This is a genomic window from Rahnella sikkimica, from assembly GCF_002951615.1.
Classification (GTDB): domain Bacteria; phylum Pseudomonadota; class Gammaproteobacteria; order Enterobacterales; family Enterobacteriaceae; genus Rahnella; species Rahnella sikkimica.
This window is the reverse complement of record NZ_CP019062.1, coordinates 2,031,796-2,055,754: the sequence shown is the minus strand read 5'-3', so window position 1 is coordinate 2,055,754 and position 23,959 is coordinate 2,031,796. Positions and strand designations below refer to the sequence as shown.

Sequence of the window (23,959 nt, the reverse complement as noted above, 5' to 3'; positions counted from 1 at the left end):
ACTATAAGATAACAGGTAGGACACTGCATCTGCGTTTGTGCAGGGTATGATCGACGTCCTTTGCAGACAGTGGCAATGACGATAATGTACTATCATTGACTGGAAATATTATTAAAATAGGCAATAGTAATTTTGATGTCCTCTGCAATGTAGTTGAGGCCGTTAGTAAAGGTTTGCTCACGAAGTTAATATCGAATAATTAAAATCATCAATTAAATTGAGGTGAAGGTTTCTGATGAATTACTTCTGGATTACACAAAAGCCAAAGTCACACAAAGAAGAATTAGAAAACGGATGGATAAGAGCCAGACCGGCAAAAATATATAATCAATACAGAGAAACGGTTAAGTCTATCAAGAAGGGAGACTTGATTTTTTTTTGTAGTAGTGGGGTGATTAGCCACATCGGGTTTGCACTTGGTTCTGTCATGCACGAAACTGATGAAAAAGGCATATTATGGACGGTGAAGTTTAAGCCTCACCAGTTAGAAATTCCCATAGAGATTCGCGTTCACAAAGAATATCTTTTAGATAAAAGAGCGAAAAAGTATTCTCCGATAACTTCTTTCGGTAAAGCACATCAAGGTTATTGTTCTGAAATTAATAAAGTCACTGCATGGTTTCTGCTTTCTAGAGCAGGAGTGTATTATAATAATGACGATATTATCGAGTTAGAAAAATCCGTGGGATACAGAGAGGCGAAATCGGCAAGTTCAAGAGTTTCTAATCTCAATTCTCTTATGTCTAAACTTGAGCGACGAGACATCCTAGATGTATTAGGTAAATTTGAAGAAATACAATATACTGATTATAAATTCCAAAAATCAACCACATATGATCTTGACTATAATGGTAATCTATTCCCACCTAAAGTCATATTTGGAGTTTCAGCAATAGCAGTAATAAATCGAGTACTTTTCGCTGATGAGTTTACTGGTGGGTTGGATTCGGTTTGTTTCAAAGTTCTTACGTCACTAGGATTTAATATTATAGAGAAATCGGTCTCTGATGTTAATTCTCAAAAAAAAGCTATTGATTTACTTATTGAGGATATTTACGAAATTGAAAAAGATGCGAACATATCAATAACAGACCGAAAACAACTGATTGACGCACGGGTTGGGCAAGGAAAGTTCAGAAGTGATCTAAATAAGTTATATGGCAAATGCCTTCTTACTGACATTTCCCTTGACGTAATGCTGAGAGCGAGTCACATAAAACCTTGGCGAGAATCATCGAATTATGAGCGACTTGATCCTTATAACGGATTACTATTATCTGCAAATGTTGATATTCTTTTTGATAAGGGGTTAATAAGCTTTAAGGCTAATGGTGAATTGCTTATATCACCAGTATTAGTTGAGAATAATATTCTGGAACTAATAGGTATACACGCAGTAACGAGTGTTAAAATTAACGAAAAATGTCAAAAATATTTGGGCTGGCATAGAAATAAATATTTCCCAAGCCATGGGGATAAAGATGTTCATGATTAAAAAAATAGACTCTATATAAATATGTATAAAAATGGCACTAAGGACTTAGTGCCATTCTTATAAGTCAATATAATAATCGGCAGCAATAATTCATTACATTTCGCTAAAAAATGGTATGTTATTTTTTATCTTCTATCCCCGCTATTTCAACTGATTAAATTTTTGTTGCCAACCATTTGAGCAAGCGGATTCAGGTGGATAGCGTCTTCCAGGTGATCCGGAGCAAAGTGCGCGTATCGCATAGTGACCCGAATATCTGAGTGCCCGAGGATACGTTGCAACACGATGATGTTGCCACCGGCCATCATGAAATGACTGGCGAACGTATGCCGGAGAACGTGCGTCATCTGACCTTCCGGCAGCTCGATGCCCGCCAGCCTGATCACCCGATAAAACTGCTTATAGCAGGGCAAGAAGGGCGCGCCTTTACGGGCGATCAGTTCGTCATAGAGGGGGCGGGTGAGGGGAACGGTACGGTTCTTTTTGCCTTTAGTATTGATGAAGGTGATTTTGTACGGGGATATTTGCGAGCTTTTGATTTTTGCCGCCTCATTCCAGCGTGCGCCGGTCGAAAGGCAAACTTTAACGATAAGCGTTAATTCGTCATTTCCATGCTGTTCACATGCCGCCATGAGCAACAGAATTTGTTCCTGAGTCAGCCATGCCATTTCACGTTCTGGCTGATCAAACTCGCGAATATTCTCGAGCGGGTTTGGCAGCGACCATTCCCCCAGGCGTTTCAGTTCATTGAATACCGCCCTTAGAAAAGCATGCTCACAGTTCACCGTACCGGTGGAAACTTTACGGGTTGCCAGACTGGTACTGTAGCCGTTATCAATTTCACCGCGCAGCCGCTGATCACGATAGTGCGCCCAGTCCTTCGGTGTGATCATACTGGCTATTGGATCACCCATGCCCGCGCTGATAATCTTCAGTTTGCCTAACCGTCCCTTTTTATCATTCAGAGAGCAGCCGTGGAGGCTGTACCAGAGATCGACCAGTTCGCTCAGCTTTCGCCGGTCTTCCTTCTCGCCCAGCCACGGTTTGTTCTTTGCCTGATCCATGGTGTAAGTCTCAAAGGCTAAGGCTTCCCCTTTGGAATCAAACTGCCTGCGGCACCGCTTGCCCTCGCGTCCGTTCGGATAGCACTCGCATAACCATTTGCCGGTAGACAGCTTTCTTACACTCATCACATTCTCCTTTTTGAGAATGTGAATTTTACTGTATATAAAACCAGTGTAAATGTTTGATTTGGTCAGTCGTATACATGTAATGGCTATAACCGGTCGGTTTGTCTAAATCGTCTCTTTTGGAAAGGTTGCGGCAGAAACCGTGAAATTTTGACTTCAGATTGTTAAGATTAGTCTTAACAGTTTGCTTTCACTATAAGGACTTAATGATGAAGTTTGTTCTGGGATTTGCTGTTTTGATGCTTCCGTTTGCCGCGAGTGCTGCATTTGTTAACCCGATGGAATTCGACGGTTCCGAAGCGCAGAAACAAGAAGTTATTGAATACATCAAGGTGAAGGTAAAGGCGGATTACTGTGATGGTGCCGTTGATATGTGCCAACCAACAACGCTTCGAATGATGGAAAAGCAAAATCTGACCGCTTTTAAGAATCTGACCAAAGCCAAAAATAAAGAAATACTGAATAAGGTAATCGGTGATTATTGTGAAGGTGCGTTTGATATGTGCACTTACGCGACTCTGGATATGATGTACAAACAAAATCTGAAAGCCAGCGGTGAGCAACTTAGCTGGTAATGATTAATGTTAAGAAACCCGCCATTGGCGGGTTTCTTGTTTTAATGCATCTGCAAAGATTGTTGCTGATGCTTATCCGGATGCAACTGAACAGCATGAACGGTGCCTGGTTCAACAATGATGTCGGCGATCGATTCATGCGTTTTGAACGTACAACTGCAATTGATATTCTGGCACTGGTGGTAACGTTCTTTAGTATTGATGCTCAGATAACGGCTGGAACGGGCGTGTGCGGCGTGCTGGCATTTCGGGCAGTGCATCATAATAATCACCAAGTGGTCATTTTAAGTCAGATGTAATCATTGTATGTTATTGCTGAAAACATACATCCGGGATTACAGTGTTTTACATAACAGGTGACAAAATGCCCAAGGCAGACGAGATGACAAATCAGGACGATATACAAAGCGCGATCAGTGACGCTGACCAAAGGGAACGCTATATCTGGCGTCGTGCCCGTTGGTTTATGAAGGCCGTGTGTGTTGGCCTTTTCATATACGCACTCTTTCCAGTTGTTTTTTGGATATACTACTGTTTTTAAATGCTTTTTATGATTTTATCATGAAGCCTGATCTCAATCATTCACGCGCTATCGTCCCCGCTCGCCTCATAACTCACATCCGAAAGCAACACCTCCAGATTCAGCGTCGTAACAAACCCACTGTTCCCCAGACTGTGTGTCACCTTGCTGATTATCCAGGGCTGCGCGTCGATCACGGATTTAAATCCGGACACGGCCACTGGCGTCTCAGGAAATAAATCAGCCCGCCCGCGAGCCAGGGAGATCGAGAACTCCGCGACGCCGCGCTGGAGTTTGTCCCATTTTGCCTGTGCTGCACGCATGGCCGCTTTCTGCGTGGCGTAGATGGTGGTGAGCGCAAACACATTGTCTTCACTGCCCACCAGGTAATCGCCTTCCTTTGCCTCCGGCGTTTTCTGTACCTTCGTGCTGACCTTTTTCGCCTTCGGGTGTTGCAGGGCGCGCAGGTACTGCACTTTCGGTTTCCGCTGCACCTTCACCTTTTTCGGTTTCGGGTCTTTGGTATGCAGCCAGCTTGCCGACACGCCGGTATAAGCCCCACGGTCAGCAATATTAAACGTATGCCCGTCGCCGTCGCTGCGGACAATCGTCATCTGCGGGATAGGCTTCCCACTGGCCGTCTTCGCCGCGCCTGGCTTGATAAACAGAAGATTACCGGCCTTGATGGCAACAACCGCGCCGTTCAGCTCCGCCAGGCGGGTAATAAACTTCGCGTCGGTTTCCTGCGTCTGGTCGATGTGCGACACCTTCACGCCCTTGAACGGCTCGGCGATGGCGGGCTTGAGGTTATTGCGCGCCGCCACTGCCGACACCACCGCCTCCAGCGTCGTGTCGTGATAAGAGTTGTCGCGACGGGAATTCAGGCTACCGCGATAGTCCGCACTGCGGGCGCGGATAGTCAGCGTATCCGGCGTTCCGCGGTGCTCCACCTCATCCACGGTAAAGTTGCCTTTGTTCGTCAGCGCCTGGCCTTTCCAGCCCAGCGCAATATTAATCACCGCGCCGCGTGGCGGCATATCCAGCAGGCCGTCGGTGTCGCTTAGCTCGATGTCGAGCTGGTCAGCTTCAAAGCCACGGTTGTCTGTAAGCGTCAGAGAAATCAGCCGGTTGCTGACGTCCTGCGTGATGTCTCTGCCGCCCACGGTCACCGTGAAGTCCGGCGCAAACTGCGCACCGGCTCCGATGGTCATATCGGTAATCACAGCAGACCTCCCAGCTGTCCGGTTAAACCACCGGCCTTATCCAGCAGCCCGTCGGCCTGGGCTTTCATGTCGCCGAACATCGCCGCCAGGGATTCATCCACGCGGGTCAGCGTCAGGGTAAATTCAATCTTTCGTGGCGCGCCGTTGGAGAAAAACTCTGTATGGGTTTCGCTGACGCTGTTCACCACGAACATCCCGTAAATGGTGCCGCTGCCCTCCAGCAACGGCCAGGCCTTGCCCTGATCGGCCATCAGGTTCAGTGCCAGCAGTGACAACTTCCCGCCGGTGATTTCCGGCATCAGCACGCCGGACAGGGTAATTTTCTCCTCATTCACGCCGAGGAACTGCGGCAGCGGGCGCAGGCCGACGCGGTTGTTTACCGGCCAGCGGTAAACGACATCGCGCTGTAAACTTTGATAAGGGACGGTCTGCAACTGAAACACAAACAGCCCGAGGGTTAACATCATGCGGCTTTCTCCTTAATCGTTATCCATGCGGGAACGCTGCTGTGCCGCGCGGGCGCGGTCACGGGCTTCCAGCTCGGCGCGGATTTGTTTGCTGGCATCCGCACCGCCCAGAGCGTTACCGGCTGAAATCTGGTAGTTGTGGATGCTGCGGTCAACGTAGCCGCCACCCCCACCGGTAGACACCGGCACATACGCACCGCCCAGCGCGTTCCCCGCTGGCAGTGCAACCGGCTCCCGTCCTGTACCGGCGGCGTGATTGGCTTTGTTGGCGTTTTTATCCAGGTCTGCTGATTCATCCTTGATGATGCCGAGCTTCTCCAGCAGCCAGTCCACGCCCTGACGCAGCTTATTGAATGCCTGCAGCGGCGCAGTCAGCGCGTTTGCGATGGCCTGCCCGAACATCACGCCGGTGTCCTTGCAGTTATTCAGGGTGTCCTGTGTGGATTTCACCGGCGCAATGAGGTCTTTGAACCACTGCCAGACCATTTTCAGCTTATCGCCAAGCCAGTCAAAAACCGGCTGGAGCGGTGCAAACAGCTCTTTTACCGGCGCGAACGCAATCCCCAGCCCTTCAATCACACCCGCAAAGAAGGCGCTGATCGGCTCCCAGTATTTACGGATAAGCAGCGCACCGGCGACAATCGCCACGCCAATCGCGACTATCGGCAGCGTGAGCCCGCCGATCACCGTCGCAATCGCACCGCCTACCGTGCCGAGAATTGTCCAGAGGATACCGGCAGCGGCGACAATCAGATTGATGCCGCTGATAACCGGACCCGCCACCAGGCCAAACACCCCAAGCGCGCCGGTAATCAGCAGCGCACCGCCCGCCACCTTGCCAAGGGTGGTCGCCAGGGCTTTATTGTTCACAATCCACTTATCCAGTTGGAGCACGTAGCCGGTAGCGGTCTGCACCAGGTTGCGCAGGGAAGAATCCTGCTGGTCAAACAGGTCAGTGCCGACGGCCTCGTAGGCGGACTGAAATTCCTTAAAGTCGCCGCCCAGGTTGTCCTGCATCACCGCCACCAGCGCCTCGGTTTTACCATCCGAGGTTTTGAGTGCCTTACTCAGTTCATCCAGTTTTCCCGATGATGCATCGCCCATCAGCACCGCCGCCGCCGAGCTCGCTTCCTCGCCAAAGATGGCCTTCATGTACTGCGCACGCTGCGACGAACCGAGCTTGTTTTTCTCAAAGCTCTTTTGCATTTCCTTCAGGATGGTAAACAGCGGGCGCATGTTGCCTTTGCTGTCCGCCGTCTTCACCTTCAGCTCACCGAGCGCCGCGGCGGCGGTGCCCGTCGGTGCCTGCAATCGGGTAATGACCGCACGGGCACCGGTGCCCGCCATCGAGCCGGTGATTTTGGCATCCGCCAGCGCGGCGGCCATCGCAGCGGTTTCCTCGACGCTGATACCGGCCTGTTTTGCCACGGGCGCGGCGTAGGTCATGGTGTCAGACAGCCCTTCAAAGGTGGCGGCAGACTTATTCATGGCCGTGGAAAGCACATCGCCGATGTGCGCCACTGTGTCATTGGTCATGCCAAACGCGGATTTCACGCCCATCAGCAGCGTGGCGTTCTCCTCCATGGTGCGCTTGTTCGCCAGGGACAGATTCAGGATGGTCGGCGTCGCCGCCAGAATGCCGTCCTTATCCGCGCCGGATTTCGCCACGATGATTTGCGCGGCGGCGGCATCGTCAGCAGAGGCGGCGGTGTTGTCGCCGAGCTGCCGCGCCTGCGTGCGCAAAGCCAGCATGTCCGCCGAGTCTTTGGACAACCCGAGCGTTGCCTGGAGTTCTGAGTTTTTCTGCGCAAAGTCAAAACCAGGCTTGAGTATCCCGACACCCGCCGCCGTGCCCGCCGTCGCAATGCCCACGCCAGCCGCACCGGCGGCGGTCACGCTTCCGGCGAACTGTTTACCGGCCTGATAACGTCCTCTTACCGCGTTGAGTTTGGCCTGCTGCGCGCTGACGCGTGCCAGAGATTCACGCTGCCGGTTGAGCTGCGCCGTGGTTTCACTGATAGAGGTTCTCAGGCGGCGCTCAGACTCAGCCAGGTTGCGCGTACTTATCCCCGCCTGCGACAGCTCGGTGCGCTGGCGCTGCACCGACTGCCTCAGCCCGTTGAATTTAGTCTGCAACTCCTGGGCGGTGCGCTTCGCGGACTCCATGGCCTGCGTCTGCGCGCGGGTAGGATTGGCGGTATTTCTGAACTGGATCGCCAGCGCCTGCGCTTCCGTTTTGGCGTCTTTGAGCTTTTGAGCCGTGACGGCCATCTGGGCGCTGGATTTTCTGAACCCGTCAATTCTCCCGGCCTGAGCGTTCAGGTCTTTGAGGCTGTTTTGTGAATTGCGGATATCGCCGGACAGCGCTTTACTGGCGTTTTGCACCGCTTTAAACGGGCGGGTCGCCTGGTCAACCGCTTTTAACAGCACCTCTAATTTTAAGTTACTCACTGTCGGTGGCTCCGCTGCGCTGCATGGCCTTATGACGCCACGCGCAAAGTTCGGTCAGCGTCATCGGGTTCATTTCTGACGGCGGCCAGTGAAAGATCACCGCGATATCCGCCATCAGGTCATCGACCGTCAGGGTCGGGGGAAGTTTTACTGTTCCGATTTCGGCGATAAAAAACCAATCACCTTACCCGCCAGGGCAATCAGGTCGGGCAGGTTCAGGCTTTTGCAGTCCTGAGCGGTCAGGTTCGGGGCGGTAATGCGCGGCAGAATGACGGTGAGTGCGTCAACGTCGGCATTCGCCAGCGCCGCCAGGCCAATGCCGCGCAGGTGTCCGGCATTGGGTTTGATGACTTCAATCTGGTTAATCAGCGTGTCGCCGCGCTTAATCGGTTCTTCCAGAATTACGATGTTTTCATTGTGTTCTGACATAACGGTGTCTCTTATTCAAAGGGGAGTTTTCGCGCCGGAATCCGGCGCGGGGGTCGGGTTACAGGCCGATGTTTTTGCGGTGTTCCGCCACGCGGTCAACGCCGCCGACGATTTCCACCATGTTCACGGTATCGACTTCAATCATGTCTTTGCCGTCAATCACCAGCTTGAAATAGGTGCACTGGGTGGTGATTTTGGTTTCGGTGTCTTCGCCCTGTTTGTACTCGCCGAAATCCATTTCCTTGTGGCGGCCGCGCATCGTGACTTCCACGGCGGAGGTTTCACCGGTGTCATCACGCTGGAAGGAACCGGCAAAGCGCAGCGGCACGGCATCGACCGCGCCCCACTGCTGCAACACCAGTTCATCCAGCCCGCCCACCGTCCACTCAAAGCTCAGCGCGTCGTCGTCCAGGCCAAAATCAACGGAGGCGGAGCCGGTCATGCCGCCGCCGCGATAGTTCTCCAGCTTGCGGGTCAGTTTCGGCAGCGTCAGCGCGCTGACCAGGCCGAGATAGCTGTTTCCGTCGTTAAACAGGTTCAGGTATTTCAGTTTCTTAGGCAGTGCCATGTTTTAGCGCCTCTTAGCTGTTAACGGACGTGGCGAACGTCGCCAGGTACTGGTCGGTGATGCGCTGACGCAGGGTTAAATCTTCCAGCGGCGGCACCGGCGTATAGTCGTAATCAAGGGTGAGTTTGCCCGCTTTCAGGGTGTCCACGGTGTTGGCTTCTGCGTCATACCAGCAGTTACCGTCAATGATGTAACCGGCGGTTTTCATTTCGCGCAGCTTGGCGTTAATGCCCGCAATCATGTCTTTGATAAGCGTCGGGGTCATTGGCCTGTCCATCGCCCACAGGTGCGCGTCCGCCATGGTATCGGCCAGCACCTGCGCGGTGCGGGTGTAGTTCTCAAACAGGAACAGCGGATCGTCAGAACATGTGCGCTGCCCCCAGAACTTAAAGCCGTCTTTGCGGATAAGGGTGGTGACGCACGCCTGGTTCAGCAGGTCGGCATCGGTGCCGGTGGTCTGCAAATCCCAGTACACGCTGGCAGACAGGCCGGTGACGCCGTTGATTCCAACGTTCGAAAGGGTTTTATGCCAGCCAGTTTCGGCGTCGATTTTGGCACGCAGGCCGAGCGCGTAAGCGGTGGCAGGCGCGATGTCGCTGGCATTGGTGGTGGTGTTCCAGGACACGAAATCCGGCCAGACAACCATCAGTTCACGCTGGCTGAAATTGTCGCGGTACTTAATGGCATCGGACACGGTTTTGCAGCCCCAGGCGCTGACGTAACCAAAGGCGCGCAGCTGCTGACAGACGGCGGCAAGTGCGGTGGCGACGTCCTGATTATCCAGCCCCGGCACGCCGAGAATGCGCGGCTTTACGCCGAGTTCAGTTTGCGCGGACAGCAGGGCTTTCATGCCGGTATACATGCCGGTGGCGTCGGTGCCGCCGATGATGTTGGAAGTGGTTGCGGCGTCGTCTTCACCTTCTTTGACGCGCACGACGACAACAACCGGTTTTGCCTGGTTGGCAATCGCCATCAGCGACTGATACAGCGTGCCTTTGGTGCCTGCCTTTCCGGCGGCGGTCAGGACGTTGGTGATAAGCACCGGCGTATCGAGGGGGAACGCGTCGGCGTCGGCATCGGATGCCGTGCAGACCATCCCGATGATGGCGGTGGAAACGGTGGAGATAACGCGGGTGCCGTCGTTGATTTCAACAACGCGCACACCGTGATGATAATCAGCCATGGTGTTTTTCCTGTGATTGGGGTGACGTCAATCATCGCGTGTTGTTTGCGCGCAGGCACGGCGGGAGGGAAGTGTGGGAAATGGCACAACGTGGTTGCAGCGCAGCCCGATATGACTGTGCTCGATACAAAAAAGCCCCTTTCGGGGCAATATTCAGGCGGGAATTTCAGGCCAGGTAATATCCGGCGTGCGGGCGGTGTCCACCGCTTTCAGCGCTTTGATATAGGTTTGCCAGGTGGTGAGCCTCGCCTTATCGTCGTCGGTGATTATCCCGAGCATCAGATCCGTTCTCAGCGTTTTGGTGGCGTCGTCGGCCATAGCCAGAAGTGCCACGCGCTGGGATCCGGCAATCTCCTGTAGTTCCTCCGGCGACCAGGTACGGGCAACCAGCACGGGATAGCCTTTTTCATCGGTAGTCAGCACCTGTCCGGAACGGCCACCCTCAAGTAGTGCCTGATACGTTTCCTCCGTGATGTTCACGCAATCATCCGGCAGCCAGGGGGATTCCGGCAGGTAATAAGAATTGGTAGACGCAGCATAAAACATAGTAAGCCTCATAATAATCCGATGGACAGATAGTTAATACGTGTGGAGTTAATGGCATTAATTGCCCGACACGCTATACGTGATGTAGTTGCAGAACCTGTTCTCAACTCAACGGACGGAACAACACCGGATTTAGCCGAATCGTCGTAAAATGTAACGAAATTACGAAAAACAGTACTGAGCGTTACGGGTAATACGGCCTCGATCTCATAGATTGCAGGCGTTGAGCTATGTGCAAAATCACTAAAGTCCCCCCATTGAATAACCACCGTCCGTTTTACTCCCCCCACAATAATGGGAAGTTTAATGTGACCAATGCCTGCCAGCCCTCCACCCATGATGCCCGCCAGCACAATATCACTCAGCCCAGGCTGGCATTAAATTTGGCCTTATCGGCAATGTCCGCACCGTTCTGGTCTTTTGCCAGTTTACCGGTCAGGGCTGTCGCTACGGCCTCCGCCAATGCATATTGCGCATGGGGATTCACGGCGTTCAGGTGTTTTTCCAGGACTTTATCGGCATAGGATTTCACCTCAATCACCGCCGCGTCCACATACTGGCGGGTTGCCAGCACCACCGCCGGATCGATTTTCAGCGTCACCGCATCGGTGCTGTTGATGATTAAAATCATGCGCACGGTCTGCGTGCGACCGCTGCCTTCGGCCAGCAGCGGCTTATAGGTTTCGGGGCAGTTGGCGACGGCAATCAGCGTATTGTCGCTGTCGTACAGACCGATTTCACGGATCCAGAATCCCCCCTCGTTTTCGGGAATGATTTGTTCCGCAATAATCTGGCTGCTGTTGGCGGCGTCCACGCTCAGGGCGTTGAGCACGGCGCGGCGCTTTTCGCCGATAAGCTGCGTTTGGGTGCCGGTAGGCGTGGGCAGCGTGCCGCCGCCGTCACCGACGGCCATCTGGGTGATTTGTACCTTCGTGCCGAGGGCGGCGGCGTTTGCCAGCTTTGCCGCCCCCTGGTTCGTCAGCAGGGCAAAGTATTTGGTTGTCACGGGTTAATCCTCACGGTGTCGATATGGTGAACCGCCGCACCGGCGAAACCGCTGCCGGAGACGGTGATGTTTTCAGGGGTGTAGGGGTAAACGGTCAGCAGGTCGCCGCTGTAGCTTGCGGCGGCAACGGGAAACGCACCGCTGACGTCGAGGTTGATGGACAGGCCAATCAGATGGCGGCTGCACGGTTTGGCGTCGTCAATCAGGCGCTCCAGCTCCTGATACATGTCATCGGTGATGCCGGTTTCCAGCACGCCGACATCCAGGCGAAACGTGCCTGGCGTGTCGTTGGTTTTCCACCATTCGCTCACGCGGATCAGATAGCCGAGCGGCTCCACCACGCGGCGCAGCGCGCCCACGGTGCCCTTATGCCGGTGTACAAAATACGCCGCCCGCACCACGCCGCGCTTCGTGGACTCCGGCCAGGTTTCATCCCACCGGTCAACCGACCACGCCCACGCCAGATATGGCAGCAGCGGCAGCGGGCAGTTGTCGGGGTTCCAGAGCTGACGCAGCGGCACCGGCAGCGCGTCAATGGCGGCGCACGCCTGCGCGGCGGCTACTTCCAGCGAGGACGACCCCACCGGCAGCAGGCGGCTATTCATCGGTGCCGCCGAGCGTTAACTGGTAGCCGGTGCAGTAGGCGGCCTGGGTTTTGTCCAGGACAACATCCGCCGCAGGCGCGGCCAGCTCCACCCGCTGCACGCCCTCAACGTGCAGGGCGGCGTAAAGGGCAGATTTGCGGATGTCGCGCCCCAGGCGTGACTGTGCGGTGATGTAGGCTTGCAGCTTCGTTTGCGCTGCGGCGCGGATGGGTTCAGCCTCCGGACCTGGGTACAAATACAGCGTGGCGTCAACGCGGTAATTCACCACGGACGCCGACTGCACCAGTACGCGGTCAGCCACGGGGCGCACGTTTTCATCGTTGAGCGCCGCCGACACAATCGCCAGCAGGTCGGCGCTGGCTTCTCCGTTGTTCTCGCGGGACAGCACGGTGATGGTGACGTTGGCCGGTGACGGACTGATGGCCGAGGCGTCCGCCACGCGTCCGTCGGCGCTGCGGGCATGATACTCATACGCGCCCGTCGGACCCGCCACGCTCAGCCCTTCAAACGCCTGCGGAATGCGCCCGCGATAATCCCCGTCTGCTTCCATCACCGCCGCCGTCGGGGGCACGGTAGTATCATCGGCGGCGGTGACGGTCAGGCGGGGCACGTTGCCGTTTGCCCCGAGCTGATCTAAATCTGCGCCGGTGGCATAAGCCACCATCACCGCCTCGGCGGCCTCATTAATGCGCTGCCGCAAAATCACTTCACGGTAGGCGTTCTCCTCCAGCAGCTTCACAATGGGTTCAGATTCCAGCGTAAGCGTGCGGGCAATAGCGGCCTGCTGGTCTTCGGGGTACAGCGATACCAGCGTGGTTTTGCGTTCAGCCAGAAGGGTTTCGTAATCCAGCACCTCCACCACGTCGGGGGCGGGTAACTGGCTCAGGTCGATAGTTGCCATGGTTAGCTCACGGGTAAGGTTAATGAAATGGCGGCTGACGTGTCTTTGCGGGTGCCGGTGATATCCACCACCATTTTCCCGTCGAACGTCGTTTCAAAGGTGATGCCGGTCAGGCTGACGCGCGGCTCCCACTTGAGGATCGCGCTGTAGCAGGCCGCCATGATTTGCAGGCGCAGCGCCGCATTCTGCGGGCGGTCAGTCAGCATCGATAGCAGTGAACCATAGTCACGGCGCATAACGCGGGAACCGACGGGCGTGCGCAGAATGTCGCTGACCGACTGCTGAATGTGCGCCAGGTCTTCGACGCTGCGCCCCGTGTCGCGAGCGAGGCCGATGTATTTGGCGTTAGTCATGAGCGCAAAGGAAAATAAGGCCAAGAATGGCAACCAGCCACCAGCCGCCCGTATCGTTCGCCAGCATTCCCCCTGAAATTGACGCACAAAAAACCGATAAGAAAACATTCATTCAAAACTCCTCGTTATCAGGCAGGCGCGCCGGTGCTGCCGCCGCCCGTCTGGACGCCGCCGTGTTTATGGGTATGAACAACCACGCCGTTTGAGGTAAGGCTGCCGCCTGAGTGGGTGATGTTGCCGGTCATGCTGCCGCCTTGTTTCACCTCCAGGCTGCCCGTCGTGAGCCTGTTGGTGCAGACCACTTCAGGCGTGTCGAGCGTGATGCGGGTTTTCGCCGTGCAGGTGATCAGCGGAGCAGTGACAGACACCTTGTCCGAGGCGTTTACCGTGGCGGATTTGATGCCGGTTGCCAGCAGCGCGCCGGTTTTTGGTTCGTATTCGACCACCGCGCCGTCAGGGAATGACACATGCAGCGCATCGGCTGACGCGGACGGTGCAGGACAGTCATTAGAAAAAATGCCAGGCATCACAAAGGCGGTATCCAGCTCGCCGCCCAGGCAGAACAGCAGAACCTGTTCACCGGCGGACGGTGCCCACCAGGAACGGGAACGTCCTGCGCGGGACGTCAGCCAGTGCAGCCAGTCGGTGACGTTGCCGCCAGTATTGACGCGACAGGTCGCCGTCTCTAAATCCACCTCGGCAACGGTGCCAATGCGGATCAGATTGCGCAGCAGGCGCGGAATGTCGCTGTTTGGGATGGATGTATTCATGGATAAAAGAATGCCGCCCTGTCAGGCGGCATACAATTTGAGGCGGGTTGACTATCGATGGCACAACGGTAGATGAAGAGTTTTTTAGATAAGAATCATGAGTGCATTTTGATGATTTTTCTTCGACTTATAACTTCTGCATGTAAATATTCAATAACCAAATATCCATAAGCCGTTTTATACTCATCCCCGCCAAACAAATATGAAAATTCTTTATCAATATCATCATATTTATAGTCTGCGAAATCACAAAGATTTAAATAGAAGTTGTAAATATATCTTAAAGCAACTATTGCTTCTAACGTGGTCGTTCCAATAGTAGTGAATTTTTTCGTTACCCCTTTAATATCCTCTTCAATAGTGATACTTTTACAATCAATATCTTCAAATATTTCAGGCAATCCAAGAAGCATGCTTACATGATAAATTTTTGGAGATAAATTTAATGCATAATATGAAAAAACATCTTCGGTTTTATGTTTGACAACCTTATCAAGAAAATTCGCTATAGTATTTATTTCTATATTTAAATCCTTGAAGTATCGTTCATTGCACACAGGCTGACCATCTATTGGCTTACCTTTGAAAGCAATGCGGTGTAGCCTTGGGTGAACTTTGTATTTAGCCGTAAATACACTTTGATAATTCATCTCTCCAATCTGGCTAAAGTAAGAAAAAAGTTCTTTTCTATGAGCGTGAAACAAGTCGACATTGTTTTTTTGGCGAGTAATTTTTATTTGGGTTGCAGTTTGTCCCGACGAGTGAAATCTGGCAACCAAAACTGACAATGGAATTGAAAGTGAAGCTATTGTTATCGGCATTGCACTAATCGAAATAAATGTTTTTAAGCCTTCAGAGGTCAATGATATTTCATACCCATTCCATGCGATCATTGCAAGACATATGGCATACAAAAGAGGAATCGTTATTGATAACCATAAAAGACATTGTCCAGACAAGCCCTCGTCAAAACGCAAAACAAAAATCCCTTTAAGCCTTGAAAGGAACGGCGAGCCATTTCCATAAAGAAACATAGCTACTATTACAGGCAATATAAATGGCAAAGTTATTAACATCGTAAGGTAGAAAACGTCTTGCATTACCAGCCTCCCGCAAAATGAATTATTTAAATCATAAGGCAGAGTAAGCCTTGATACTATTGGTTTAATAGCTCCATCAGTACATCTTCCACTATCTTCATATCTTCCGCATCCAGTCCTAACAGCGGGCGCGCCGGATACTGCATTTCTTTTGCACGGACAGACGGACGATCCCGCAGCCCGAACTGATGCACCTTCGCCATGCGCTGAACCTGGCCGGTGAATTCCACCACGGCGTCGTCTGCGGTGCCTTTGGCCTTCATGTATTTTGCCGTGCGCAGTTTGGCGAACATCTCCCGCTTAATGCGGCCTTTCTTTGCCCGCAAAGACTGCGGGCGGCGGGGCGTGAAGGGTTTACCGTCGGGTGTAACCTGCTGCTTAATGCGCTGCTGCTGATGTTTGCGCAGACGCTTCGCAATGGTTGCCGCCATCGCCTTACGGCTTTGCGGTGACAGCGCCGCAATCAGTCCCGCCAGGCGGGTATCAAACGCTGACAGCTCACTCATGCCACTGACTCACTAACTCGCCGTGCAGGTAGAGTTCACGCGGCCTTTCCACCGGCTCCGGCAGCGGCGGTTCCGGAAAGTGCTCCACATACAGACCGGCATCAATCTGTTTCACGATCACGCGCTCGGTGAGCTGCACGTCAATCGCGATATCATAGGAACCATCATCGAGCATGTCGGCCTTAAATTTAAAGCCGGTCTGCTGCTTTTCCGGTGTCGCCATAATGTCTGGCTGGTTCTCACGCAACCAGGCCAGGATAGGCACAATAATCAGATCGCAGTCCTGGGCAAAGTTGGTGATCAGCAGCTCGGTCTGATACTGGTATTCAAACGATAGCGAGCTGGCTAACGTGGAAACGATGCGCCCGTTATCCACAAACATGCGCAACTGGTCGGGGCTGGTTTGTAGCACCGGCACTGCGTCAGTTAAGGCTTTTCTCAGTTGGGCGGGTTTTAACACGGTGTTCCTCCTGGCATTGTTTGACCGCTTCCACCTGGAGGCCGCAGGCGGTCAGCGCGGCCTCCAGGTTTCTGACGTCACTGCTTAAATCGCCGTTAGTGGCCGGTGAGCTTGCTGGTATCGGGCAACTCGTTACCGCCGGACAGCCAACGTAAATAATCTGCGGCGCTGGCAAAGGCGGGGCGTTGGTGCATCCGGCCAATACCGTCAGGCAGACGAGCTGCATACCAGTCGCGCATTTCCTGATTTTCATTGAGTAACCTTTGAATGTGAACTTCACGGACGCGTGCCTGCTCCCCCGCCTGTACGAGCTGGGTGCGCAGGCTTTGTTCCTGGCGTTCCCGCATCACGGCATCATCGTTCAGGCGGTTAATGGTGTTATCGCGGCTTTCAATACCGGCGGACAATGTGCCGATAATGCGCTGCGCCTGTTCAGCCTTGTCATTCAGGCCACCGATACGCCAGGTTTGCAGCCCCGCCAGCGCGCAGGCTGCCAGCAATAAAACAATCACAATGCGCATCAGACACCCCGCAGGCAGTAGGCCAGCTCATTCGCGCGGCGGCGCTCCAGGCCGGTGACGCGCTCGCCCTTCACAAACACCCAGCGCGGCAACTGCTCGCAGGCGTCACGCCATCGCCCTTTGTTGATGAAAAACCCTAACGTTGATTTGCAGGCCGCCGTCACGCCGACGTTAAACGCGAACGACACCACGGCGTCATACACCGGCTGCGGCATGGCAACCGGCATACAGCGCGCAATGCCTTTCTCCACCCGCATCACGTCTTCCACCAGGCTAACGGCGGCCTGCCGTTCGCTGATTTGCGTTTGCGGCTTCACGCCTGCGGTGTGCCCGATACCGTTTGTCCAGACGCCTGCGCTGCACTGGTAGGCAGACAGGCGGCAGCCTTCAAAATCGGCAATCAGTGCCAGACCGGCGGCGGACGTTTGCAACGTCGGCGTTTGTGGCAGCAGCGCGGCAATCGCAAGTACTGAGGCGACGGCGCAGCGTCTAACGATTGATGGCGGCATTAATGTCCCCTCTTACGCCCATTTCTTTCAGCAGGCGGTAAGTTTTGCGCCGGTAGTACCAGTTCACCAGGAAGGTCGCGACGCCGACGGCGGCACCCACCAAAAAGGCGATATCCTGATAAGACATGCCCCCCAGCCAGGCCAGAAACACGGCGATGCAATAACAAATAAACGAGGTGATGCGCTCCATGGTCATCAGTCCCAAAGTGAGACGGTTTCGCTGACTGCGGGCAGGCTTATGTCCGGCAGCTCCACCGCGTAGCCATGGGGCAGAATTGCCCCCTGTGCGGCTAAGCCAACGTTAGCCGCGTAAACCTGTTCCATCACCGACTCAGTACGCCCGTAATACCGCCAGCAGAGCGAATCAACGGTGTCACCTTGTTCGGCATAGACTTTCATCAGAGCAGCCCGATCACACAGTGCGACACGCCAGCGACATCGCTGATCGCATTGCGGCCATCACGCCACAGTTCATCAACCGTACTTTCGACAATTTCCGCCTTTTTACTGCCAGCATCGGTGGTATCACTGTTCGGATATCGTTCCGCCAGAATGGCAGCTGTAATGGATGAAACCGCCCGCAGGTAGGCACAGACTTTGATACTTTCGTCATCAATCTGGTCAGCTGGTACATCAGCGAGGGTTTTGTATCCCTGAGCCAGCTGTGCGACGCGGTAGCTGTAAAGCTCGGCATTCACTTCGGTCAGCGCGAACTTAATGACGGCTCGCAGACGTTTGGCGGTGACCGTTCCTTCCAGGCGCAGCGTGTCGCGCAACTCCAACGGACTGATATCCGGCCAGAAGTGCGTGTTTTTGATCGCGGGTTCCGTCGCGGCGTCCGGCTTTGGTGCAGGTACAACAAGAGACATAGTGACCTCTGAATAGGTGGACGGTGGACGCCAGCGTTGAACAAGGTCACTGACCTGTCGCGGCTGGCGTGCCGTCCGGCGCGGGGCGCGTTCTGTTTAGCTGTTGGCCGCCTTTTTGATGGCTGACTCCAACCGCTCAATATCCTTTTTAACGCCGCAGTTGCTGTTCAGCTGGAAGGCGCGCTTTAGGTGTTGCAGGGCGAGCGGCAGTTTTTCTGCGTCGCGATACAGGTAGCCGGTGATTTTGTGCAGCTTGGCGCGTACCTGGTCCGGCATATCCTCACTGTCAGTCAGTTCCATCGTGGTCATCAGCACATCGAGACTGACCGGTTCACCGGCGGCATGAGCGCGGGTGCTCATGTCGGCGATTTCCTCCGCCAGCGCATAACCGGCAGGGCGTTTGCCGAACGGCATCGCCAGCTTGTAATGCAGCGCATAGCGGGCGATTTCCAGTGCACCGGTATAATCACCGGCATCAATACGCCAGATCATGATGGTCATCAGGATGGCGTCCTGTGCGCCTTTACCCTCGGCGAGAACGCCCGCCACCCAAGGCGCATATTCGGGCAGCATCTTGCGTTTGAGTTCTGCCTTTTTCTCAGCGGAATAGGCTTTCTTCAGGGCTTTCTGGTCAGCATTAAGCTTTTGCAGCAGCAGTTCATAGCCGGTGGCATGACGCAGCAGGCTGGTATCCTGCTGCGCGGCTTCGATAGCTGACTGCCGCAACAAATGACGTCGGGCAGGGCTGGTCATGGCTTACTCCTGAGCTGCCGGTGCAGTGGTACCTGATGCAGTTTTGATGGCATCAACGATCGCTGAGGTGAATTTGCTGAGTTCGGCCTTTTCAGCGGCGTCGTCTTCTCCGGCGGTCACTTCAATGTTCTCGATCAGACAGCCGCAGCCGTAATCTTCCACCACGTAATCCTCGTTAATGGATTCGTAGTTTTCGATACGGTCACGCTTTGGTACTTCCTCAACGTGGCGGCGGTGCGTGCCGTCCTGCCAGTAAATGGACAGGTTATCCAGACGAGTGATCAGCATGGCGTTAGCAGGGAAGCCGGGCACACGCACGGCGGGCAGATTGCCGATGCGTTTCTGGCTGACAATCAGGTCAGCGGCCATCGCCTCAGTGTTTGGCTGCTGTTTGTTGATCAGCGGGAAATACTTATCCGCGAGCAGCTTGCGGCCGCAGATCACCACCAGTTCGGTGTCGTCCTGATAGATGGGGTCGATCAGTTCATTCACCGCATCAAAGACCAACGCGTCGAGGTTTTTGTACTCACCTTCGCCACCGACTTTCACCGCCTCATTGGTCACGGTGCCGTCTTCGGCGACAATCATGCCCATCACTTTGGTTGGGGCATTCAGGCGGTATTTTTGCAACCAGCCCACGCCGACATCCTGCAACAGCGGATTCTGAACCCGGTTAGACGTCGGTGCGCGTGAAACGCCATTAAAGCCGACCAGGATGCGATCCAGCGCCTGACGCTTGATAATGGCGTCACGCAAACGGGTCTGAAAATCGTTATAGCGCGCCCACAAATCCAGCTTGCTGTACATCCAGTGGAAGTCGTAGTTGGTTTTGGTGCAGTGATAGCCTTCCTGATCGAGCTTGGTGAAATCAGCGGTTTCACGCTCGTCACCCGCGTCAGTGTTGGTGGTACTGGCAATCGTGCCGGTGACGCCGACGCCAACTTTCGCGCCCATCATTTCGTCCACCGGAATGATGTTGATACGGGTCAGAAACTCTGAGGATTCCTGTAATCGGGTCATCAGCGTCTGCGTGACGGACGGATCGACGTTAAATTTCTTGTCCAGCGTGCCGACGTCAACGTTGTTGAGTTTGGCGAGCTGAGACAGGAACGCATTAAATTTAAAGCGCGTTTCTTTTTTCATGACTTATTTCCTGAGGGTGAATTAAATGTGTCGGATCAGCAGTCGGTCACTGTCTCGTCAGCGCCTGTGCCGCCAGTGGCGTGCGGGCGCTGGTTAAAGTTCTGCGCCGGTGTCTGCGCAAGCTTGCCTTTCAGTTCAGTGAGGGCGTCATGTTCGGCAGCGGTGGATTTTTCCAAGGTATCGACGCGGCTCAACAGATCGGTCAGGCTGGTTTCATGCTTATCCAGTTCAGTCTGAGCGTATTGAGCAACTTCGCTGACAGCTTCATGAACATCAGCCAGGCGGGCATCGTCTGACGCCTGTTTACGTGAAAGCTTTTGTTTCACCAGGGCGAAAAGAGAAGGGGCAGTTTCCGGCGCATCTTCAAACTCAATCAGTGCTTCGGTGGCGACAGTGAAGAGGCTGTCCGGATCGGTTTTACGACCGGCGAGCGGGTTCTGTCTGGCTTTACGGCTGAACTCGAGCATTTCAGTGCCGAGGCTTGCGGGGTCATCGGTGACGGCCAGACCGACCAGGTAGGATTTATTGGAGTTGGCGAAGTTACGTTTGATCTCCATTGAGGTGTAAACCTTTTGCCCGTCGCCGACCATCTGCGTTAAATCCGCAGTCGGGCTGATCATCGCGTACAGCGCCCATTTGTAATGAAGCAGCGGTTCAGCCGCATCATCAATCTGTTCGGCTTTCAACTGGATCACGTCACCATAGCGGCGGAAATCACTGGTCGGTAAGACGCCTTTGATATGTTCCAGATTGACGCGGGCACCGTAGGCTTTCGCGCTGTACGTCTCCGCCATTTGCTTGATGTCGTTAGCATCAATTTCGCGGCCGTCGCAGGTGTCGCCTTCGACCCCGATACGGAACCATTTTGATACTTTCTTTGCCATGTAACTGACTCCGGTAATGAGTGTTGAGAACAGGAGTTAGTTTCCAGACAGTCACCACTGGCCGCCAGCCGATGCGGGTTGTTGCCCGATGGCACAACGTGGGCAGCGCGAAAAACGGCTGTCTGGCCGGTAACGTGGCGGCATGAATATTTCAAACTCCACCATCATCAGCGACCCGCGCCGACAGGCGGCACTGCTTTACTGGCAGGGTTTTTCTGTGCGGCAAATCGGGGAGATGCTGAGCCAAAAAACGCCGACCGTGCAGAGCTGGAAAACTCGCGATCAGTGGGAGGCCATTGCGCCCATTTCTCGCGTGGAAACCAGCATGGAAGCGCGGCTTATCCAGCTCGTCATGAAAGATGTGAAGGAGGGGAAGGACTACAAAGAGATCGACCTGTTAGGCCGACAGATTGAACGCCTGGCACGGGTAAAACGTTACAACCATACCGGCAGCGAGGCTGATTTAAATCCGAACGTTGCCAACCGTAATAAGGGCGAACGCAAAGCGCCGGAGAAGAATGTTTTCAGCGATGAGGCCATTGAGAAACTCGGCGACATCTTCATTGAAACGTCGTTTGAGTATCAGCGCGGATGGCATCAGGCCGGACTTCAACACCGTATTCGCAACATCCTCAAGTCCCGCCAGATTGGCGCAACCTTCTACTTTGCCCGGGAAGCGTTGATTGATGCGCTGACCACCGGCCGCAATCAGATTTTCCTGTCGGCCAGTAAGGCGCAGGCGCACGTCTTCAAGAACTACATTATCGACTTTGCCCGACAGGTGGACGTCGATTTAAAAGGCGACCCGATTGTGCTGCCTAACGGCGCACGGCTGATTTTTCTCGGTACCAACGTCCGCACTGCGCAGAGCTATACAGGCAATCTGTACCTGGACGAATACTTCTGGATCCCCAAGTTTCAGGAGCTGCGCAAAGTCGCCTCCGGTATGTCACTGCATAAGAAATGGCGAAGCACCTACTTTTCTACGCCGTCGAGCCTGGCACACAGCGCCTATCCGTTCTGGTCGGGTGAACTGTTCAACAAAGGTCGTCGCAATAAAGCAGACAGAATTGACCTGGATCTGACGCATGCGCACCTGTCAAAAGGCGTGCTGTGCGATGACGGCCAGTGGCGACAGATTGTAACGGTGGAGGATGCGCTGTCTGGTGGCTGTAACCTGTTCGACCTGGATCAGCTGCAACTGGAATACAGTCCCGCAGAATATGAAAACCTGCTGATGTGTGAGTTTGTGGACGATCAGGCGTCGGTGTTCCCGTTCGCCGAGCTGCAGGGCTGCATGGTGGACAGTCTGGACGAGTGGGAAGACTTCGACCCGTACCTGAAACGACCGTTTGCCTATCGTCCCGTGTGGATTGGTTACGACCCGTCGCACACCGGCGACAGCGCAGGCTGTGCGGTGATCGCTCCGCCGGTGGTGGCTGGTGGCAAGTTCCGCGTGCTCGAGCGTCACCAGTGGAAGGGCATGGACTTTGCCGCACAGGCTAAAAGCATCGAAGAACTGACCAATCGCTATGCGGTTGAATACATCGGCATTGATGCGACTGGCATCGGGCAGGGTGTTTTCCAGCTTGTTCAGCAGTTCTTTCCGGCGGCGCGTGAGATCCGTTACAGCCCCGAGGTGAAAACCGCACTGGTACTTAAAGCAAAAGACACTATCAGCTCCGGCCGTCTGGAGTACGACACCGGCCATACCGACATCACCGCGTCGTTTATGGCGATACGCAAAACGATGACCGCCAGCGGCAACCGTTCAACCTACGAAGCCAGCCGCAGTGAAGAGGCCAGCCACGCCGACGTCGCGTGGGCAATCATGCACGCCCTGTTAAACGAACCACTGACCGCCGCCAATGGCGGACAAAGCCCGAACATTCTGGAGTTCTACTAAATGAGCAAGCGCAAATACCGTAAAACCACACAGACCACGACCACTGAAAACCAGCAGGGCGCGGAGGTATTCAGCTTCGGTGATCCGACGCCGGTTTTAGACCGCCGTGAGATTCTGGATTACATCGAATGCACCGGCAACGGCCGCTGGTATGAACCACCGGTCAGTTTCGACGGTCTGGCTCGCAGCCTGCGCGCCGCCGTTCATCACAGCTCGCCGATTTACGTGAAGCGTAATATCCTCGCCTCGACATTTATCCCGCATCCATTGCTGAGCCAGCAGGAGTTCAGCAAATTCGCGCTGGACTATCTGGTGTTCGGGAATGCGTACCTGGAACTGATCCGCAACCAGCTCGGCGAACCGTTACGCTTTGAAGCTGTACCGGCTAAATATGTGCGACGTGGAGTGGAAGAGGGGACTTACTGGTTTGTGCAGGGATGGAAAGAACCGCATCAGTTCGCACCAGGCAGCATTTTTCACCTGATCGAACCGGACATTAACCAGGAGATATATGGCTTGCCGGAATACTTGAGTGCACTTAACTCTGCCTGGCTGAATGAAGCTGCGACGTTGTTCCGCCGTAAGTATTACCAGAACGGTGCGCACGCAGGTTACATCCTGTATATGACCGACGCCGCGCAAAGCAGCAGTGATATTGATTCAATGCGTAAGGCAATGAGGGATACCAAAGGTCTGGGCAACTTCCGCAACCTGTTCATGTATGCCCCGAACGGCAAGAAAGACGGCATTCAGATTCTGCCGCTGAGTGAGGTCGCCACTAAGGATGATTTCTTCAACATCAAGAAATCCAGCCGGGATGACCTGCTGAGCGCACACCGCGTTCCGCCGCAGATGATGGGGATCATTCCTGATAATGCAGGCGGGTTTGGGGATGTGGAGAAGGCGGCGCAAGTGTTTGTGAGGAACGAACTGACGCCGCTGCAGGAGAGGATGAAGGAGGTTAATACTATAGTTAAGAACTGTATTGTTAACTTCAAAAATTATGCTTTTAACTAATTTAAGTGC

General features: G+C 54.1%; 32 protein-coding genes and 1 pseudogene. 5 read left to right on the top strand and 28 right to left on the bottom strand.

The genetic code is table 11. The features are described 5' to 3' along the window. Positions 1-235: 235 nt before the first annotated feature. Positions 236-1,495, top strand: coding sequence for an HNH endonuclease (locus tag BV494_RS09360; RefSeq protein ID WP_226790058.1), 1,260 nt, complete (start codon positions 236-238; stop codon positions 1,493-1,495). A gap of 146 nt (positions 1,496-1,641) precedes the next feature. Here BV494_RS09360 and BV494_RS09355 read toward each other — a convergent pair whose 3' ends face one another. After that, a complete protein-coding gene (locus BV494_RS09355; RefSeq protein WP_104922629.1) occupies positions 1,642-2,685 on the bottom strand; it encodes a phage integrase in 1,044 nt (347 codons plus the stop codon). Positions 2,686-2,891: 206 nt separating this feature from the next. Between BV494_RS09355 and BV494_RS09350 the strand changes: the two genes are divergently transcribed. Beyond that, complete coding sequence (locus BV494_RS09350) at positions 2,892-3,260, top strand: hypothetical protein (RefSeq protein WP_226790057.1); 369 nt, start codon at positions 2,892-2,894, stop codon at positions 3,258-3,260. Positions 3,261-3,301: 41 nt separating this feature from the next. Here the strand turns inward: BV494_RS09350 and BV494_RS09345 are convergent, their stop codons facing one another. From BV494_RS09345 to BV494_RS09220, 27 genes and pseudogenes are all read right to left on the bottom strand, one after another. Then, positions 3,302-3,523 (bottom strand): DNA-binding transcriptional regulator, encoded by a 222-nt coding sequence (locus BV494_RS09345; protein WP_013573939.1) that lies wholly within the window; start codon positions 3,521-3,523, stop codon positions 3,302-3,304. A gap of 319 nt (positions 3,524-3,842) precedes the next feature. Then, positions 3,843-4,991, bottom strand: coding sequence for a phage late control D family protein (locus tag BV494_RS09340; protein WP_439958383.1), 1,149 nt, complete (start codon positions 4,989-4,991; stop codon positions 3,843-3,845). Positions 4,992-4,999: 8 nt separating this feature from the next. Beyond that, a complete protein-coding gene (locus tag BV494_RS09335) occupies positions 5,000-5,470 on the bottom strand; it encodes a phage tail protein (RefSeq protein ID WP_104922626.1) in 471 nt (156 codons plus the stop codon). Between the two features lie 12 nt (positions 5,471-5,482). Next, complete coding sequence (locus tag BV494_RS09330; protein WP_104922625.1) at positions 5,483-7,921, bottom strand: phage tail tape measure protein; 2,439 nt, start codon at positions 7,919-7,921, stop codon at positions 5,483-5,485. Continuing rightward, entirely contained in the window at positions 7,914-8,036 is a 123-nt protein-coding gene (locus BV494_RS09325) for a GpE family phage tail protein (protein WP_104922624.1), read from the bottom strand. The genes BV494_RS09330 and BV494_RS09325 overlap by 8 nt, the downstream gene beginning before the upstream one ends. Positions 8,037-8,068: 32 nt before the next feature. Further along, complete coding sequence (locus BV494_RS09320) at positions 8,069-8,350, bottom strand: phage tail assembly protein (RefSeq protein ID WP_104922623.1); 282 nt, start codon at positions 8,348-8,350, stop codon at positions 8,069-8,071. Between the two features lie 58 nt (positions 8,351-8,408). Next, positions 8,409-8,918: a phage major tail tube protein gene (locus BV494_RS09315; RefSeq protein WP_104922622.1), complete on the bottom strand. Its 510-nt coding sequence runs from the start codon at positions 8,916-8,918 to the stop codon at positions 8,409-8,411. Between the two features lie 13 nt (positions 8,919-8,931). Beyond that, positions 8,932-10,101: a phage tail sheath protein gene (locus BV494_RS09310; RefSeq protein WP_104922621.1), complete on the bottom strand. Its 1,170-nt coding sequence runs from the start codon at positions 10,099-10,101 to the stop codon at positions 8,932-8,934. A gap of 153 nt (positions 10,102-10,254) precedes the next feature. Then, the gene (locus BV494_RS09305; protein WP_192938110.1) at positions 10,255-10,647 is read right to left on the bottom strand and encodes a tail fiber assembly protein; all 393 of its coding nucleotides are present in this window, start codon (positions 10,645-10,647) and stop codon (positions 10,255-10,257) included. 8 nt (positions 10,648-10,655) lie between these two features. Further along, positions 10,656-10,985 (bottom strand): hypothetical protein, encoded by a 330-nt coding sequence (locus BV494_RS25840; RefSeq protein WP_192938109.1) that lies wholly within the window; start codon positions 10,983-10,985, stop codon positions 10,656-10,658. A 77-nt stretch (positions 10,986-11,062) separates the two neighbouring features. Continuing rightward, positions 11,063-11,653, bottom strand: a pseudogene (locus BV494_RS09300) (phage tail protein); the annotation flags it as partial. Further along, positions 11,650-12,258, bottom strand: coding sequence for a phage tail protein I (locus tag BV494_RS09295; protein ID WP_104922619.1), 609 nt, complete (start codon positions 12,256-12,258; stop codon positions 11,650-11,652). The pseudogene BV494_RS09300 and the gene BV494_RS09295, both read right to left, overlap by 4 nt. Then, positions 12,251-13,159, bottom strand: coding sequence for a baseplate assembly protein (locus tag BV494_RS09290; RefSeq protein WP_104922618.1), 909 nt, complete (start codon positions 13,157-13,159; stop codon positions 12,251-12,253). The genes BV494_RS09295 and BV494_RS09290 overlap by 8 nt, the downstream gene beginning before the upstream one ends. Before the next feature lie 2 nt (positions 13,160-13,161). Further along, positions 13,162-13,512: a GPW/gp25 family protein gene (locus BV494_RS09285; protein WP_104924762.1), complete on the bottom strand. Its 351-nt coding sequence runs from the start codon at positions 13,510-13,512 to the stop codon at positions 13,162-13,164. 128 nt (positions 13,513-13,640) lie between these two features. Continuing rightward, the gene (locus BV494_RS09280; protein ID WP_104922617.1) at positions 13,641-14,282 is read right to left on the bottom strand and encodes a phage baseplate assembly protein V; all 642 of its coding nucleotides are present in this window, start codon (positions 14,280-14,282) and stop codon (positions 13,641-13,643) included. Positions 14,283-14,377: 95 nt separating this feature from the next. Then, complete coding sequence (locus BV494_RS09275; protein ID WP_104922616.1) at positions 14,378-15,382, bottom strand: hypothetical protein; 1,005 nt, start codon at positions 15,380-15,382, stop codon at positions 14,378-14,380. Positions 15,383-15,438: 56 nt separating this feature from the next. Further along, positions 15,439-15,888 carry a phage virion morphogenesis protein gene (locus BV494_RS09270; RefSeq protein ID WP_104922615.1) on the bottom strand — a complete coding sequence of 150 codons (450 nt, stop codon included), beginning with the start codon at positions 15,886-15,888 and terminating at the stop codon, positions 15,439-15,441. After that, on the bottom strand, positions 15,881-16,348 hold the full coding sequence (locus tag BV494_RS09265; protein ID WP_104922614.1) for a phage tail protein: 468 nt from the start codon (positions 16,346-16,348) through the stop codon (positions 15,881-15,883). The genes BV494_RS09270 and BV494_RS09265 overlap by 8 nt, the downstream gene beginning before the upstream one ends. Beyond that, positions 16,311-16,550: an Rz1-like lysis system protein LysC gene (gene lysC, locus BV494_RS26080; RefSeq protein WP_255414952.1), complete on the bottom strand. Its 240-nt coding sequence runs from the start codon at positions 16,548-16,550 to the stop codon at positions 16,311-16,313. The genes BV494_RS09265 and lysC overlap by 38 nt, the downstream gene beginning before the upstream one ends. After that, a complete protein-coding gene (gene lysB, locus BV494_RS09255) occupies positions 16,444-16,869 on the bottom strand; it encodes an Rz-like lysis system protein LysB (RefSeq protein ID WP_104922613.1) in 426 nt (141 codons plus the stop codon). Before lysB ends, lysC begins: the two co-directional genes overlap by 107 nt. Beyond that, positions 16,869-17,378: a lysozyme gene (locus tag BV494_RS09250; RefSeq protein ID WP_104922612.1), complete on the bottom strand. Its 510-nt coding sequence runs from the start codon at positions 17,376-17,378 to the stop codon at positions 16,869-16,871. The genes lysB and BV494_RS09250 overlap by 1 nt, the downstream gene beginning before the upstream one ends. Further along, positions 17,359-17,568, bottom strand: a complete 210-nt coding sequence (locus BV494_RS09245) for a phage holin (protein ID WP_104924760.1) — start codon at positions 17,566-17,568, stop codon at positions 17,359-17,361. Before BV494_RS09245 ends, BV494_RS09250 begins: the two co-directional genes overlap by 20 nt. Positions 17,569-17,573: 5 nt before the next feature. Next, positions 17,574-17,777 carry a tail protein X gene (locus tag BV494_RS09240; RefSeq protein ID WP_104922611.1) on the bottom strand — a complete coding sequence of 68 codons (204 nt, stop codon included), beginning with the start codon at positions 17,775-17,777 and terminating at the stop codon, positions 17,574-17,576. Beyond that, positions 17,777-18,247 (bottom strand): head completion/stabilization protein, encoded by a 471-nt coding sequence (locus BV494_RS09235; protein ID WP_104922610.1) that lies wholly within the window; start codon positions 18,245-18,247, stop codon positions 17,777-17,779. The genes BV494_RS09240 and BV494_RS09235 overlap by 1 nt, the downstream gene beginning before the upstream one ends. Positions 18,248-18,343: 96 nt before the next feature. Next, the gene (locus BV494_RS09230; protein WP_104922609.1) at positions 18,344-19,000 is read right to left on the bottom strand and encodes a phage terminase small subunit; all 657 of its coding nucleotides are present in this window, start codon (positions 18,998-19,000) and stop codon (positions 18,344-18,346) included. Positions 19,001-19,003: 3 nt separating this feature from the next. Next, positions 19,004-20,143, bottom strand: a complete 1,140-nt coding sequence (locus tag BV494_RS09225; protein WP_104922608.1) for a phage major capsid protein, P2 family — start codon at positions 20,141-20,143, stop codon at positions 19,004-19,006. A gap of 35 nt (positions 20,144-20,178) precedes the next feature. Further along, positions 20,179-21,027 carry a GPO family capsid scaffolding protein gene (locus tag BV494_RS09220; RefSeq protein ID WP_104922607.1) on the bottom strand — a complete coding sequence of 283 codons (849 nt, stop codon included), beginning with the start codon at positions 21,025-21,027 and terminating at the stop codon, positions 20,179-20,181. 23 nt (positions 21,028-21,050) lie between these two features. On the opposite strand from BV494_RS09220, the gene BV494_RS26275 reads away from it, so the two are divergent. From BV494_RS26275 to BV494_RS09210, 3 genes are read left to right on the top strand one after another with little or no spacing between them, the layout of a single operon-like run. Next, a complete protein-coding gene (locus BV494_RS26275) occupies positions 21,051-21,173 on the top strand; it encodes a hypothetical protein (RefSeq protein ID WP_255414951.1) in 123 nt (40 codons plus the stop codon). After that, positions 21,170-22,933 carry a terminase ATPase subunit family protein gene (locus BV494_RS09215; protein ID WP_104922606.1) on the top strand — a complete coding sequence of 588 codons (1,764 nt, stop codon included), beginning with the start codon at positions 21,170-21,172 and terminating at the stop codon, positions 22,931-22,933. Before BV494_RS26275 ends, BV494_RS09215 begins: the two co-directional genes overlap by 4 nt. After that, positions 22,934-23,950, top strand: coding sequence for a phage portal protein (locus BV494_RS09210; protein ID WP_104922605.1), 1,017 nt, complete (start codon positions 22,934-22,936; stop codon positions 23,948-23,950). The last annotated feature ends 9 nt before the right edge of the window (positions 23,951-23,959 follow it).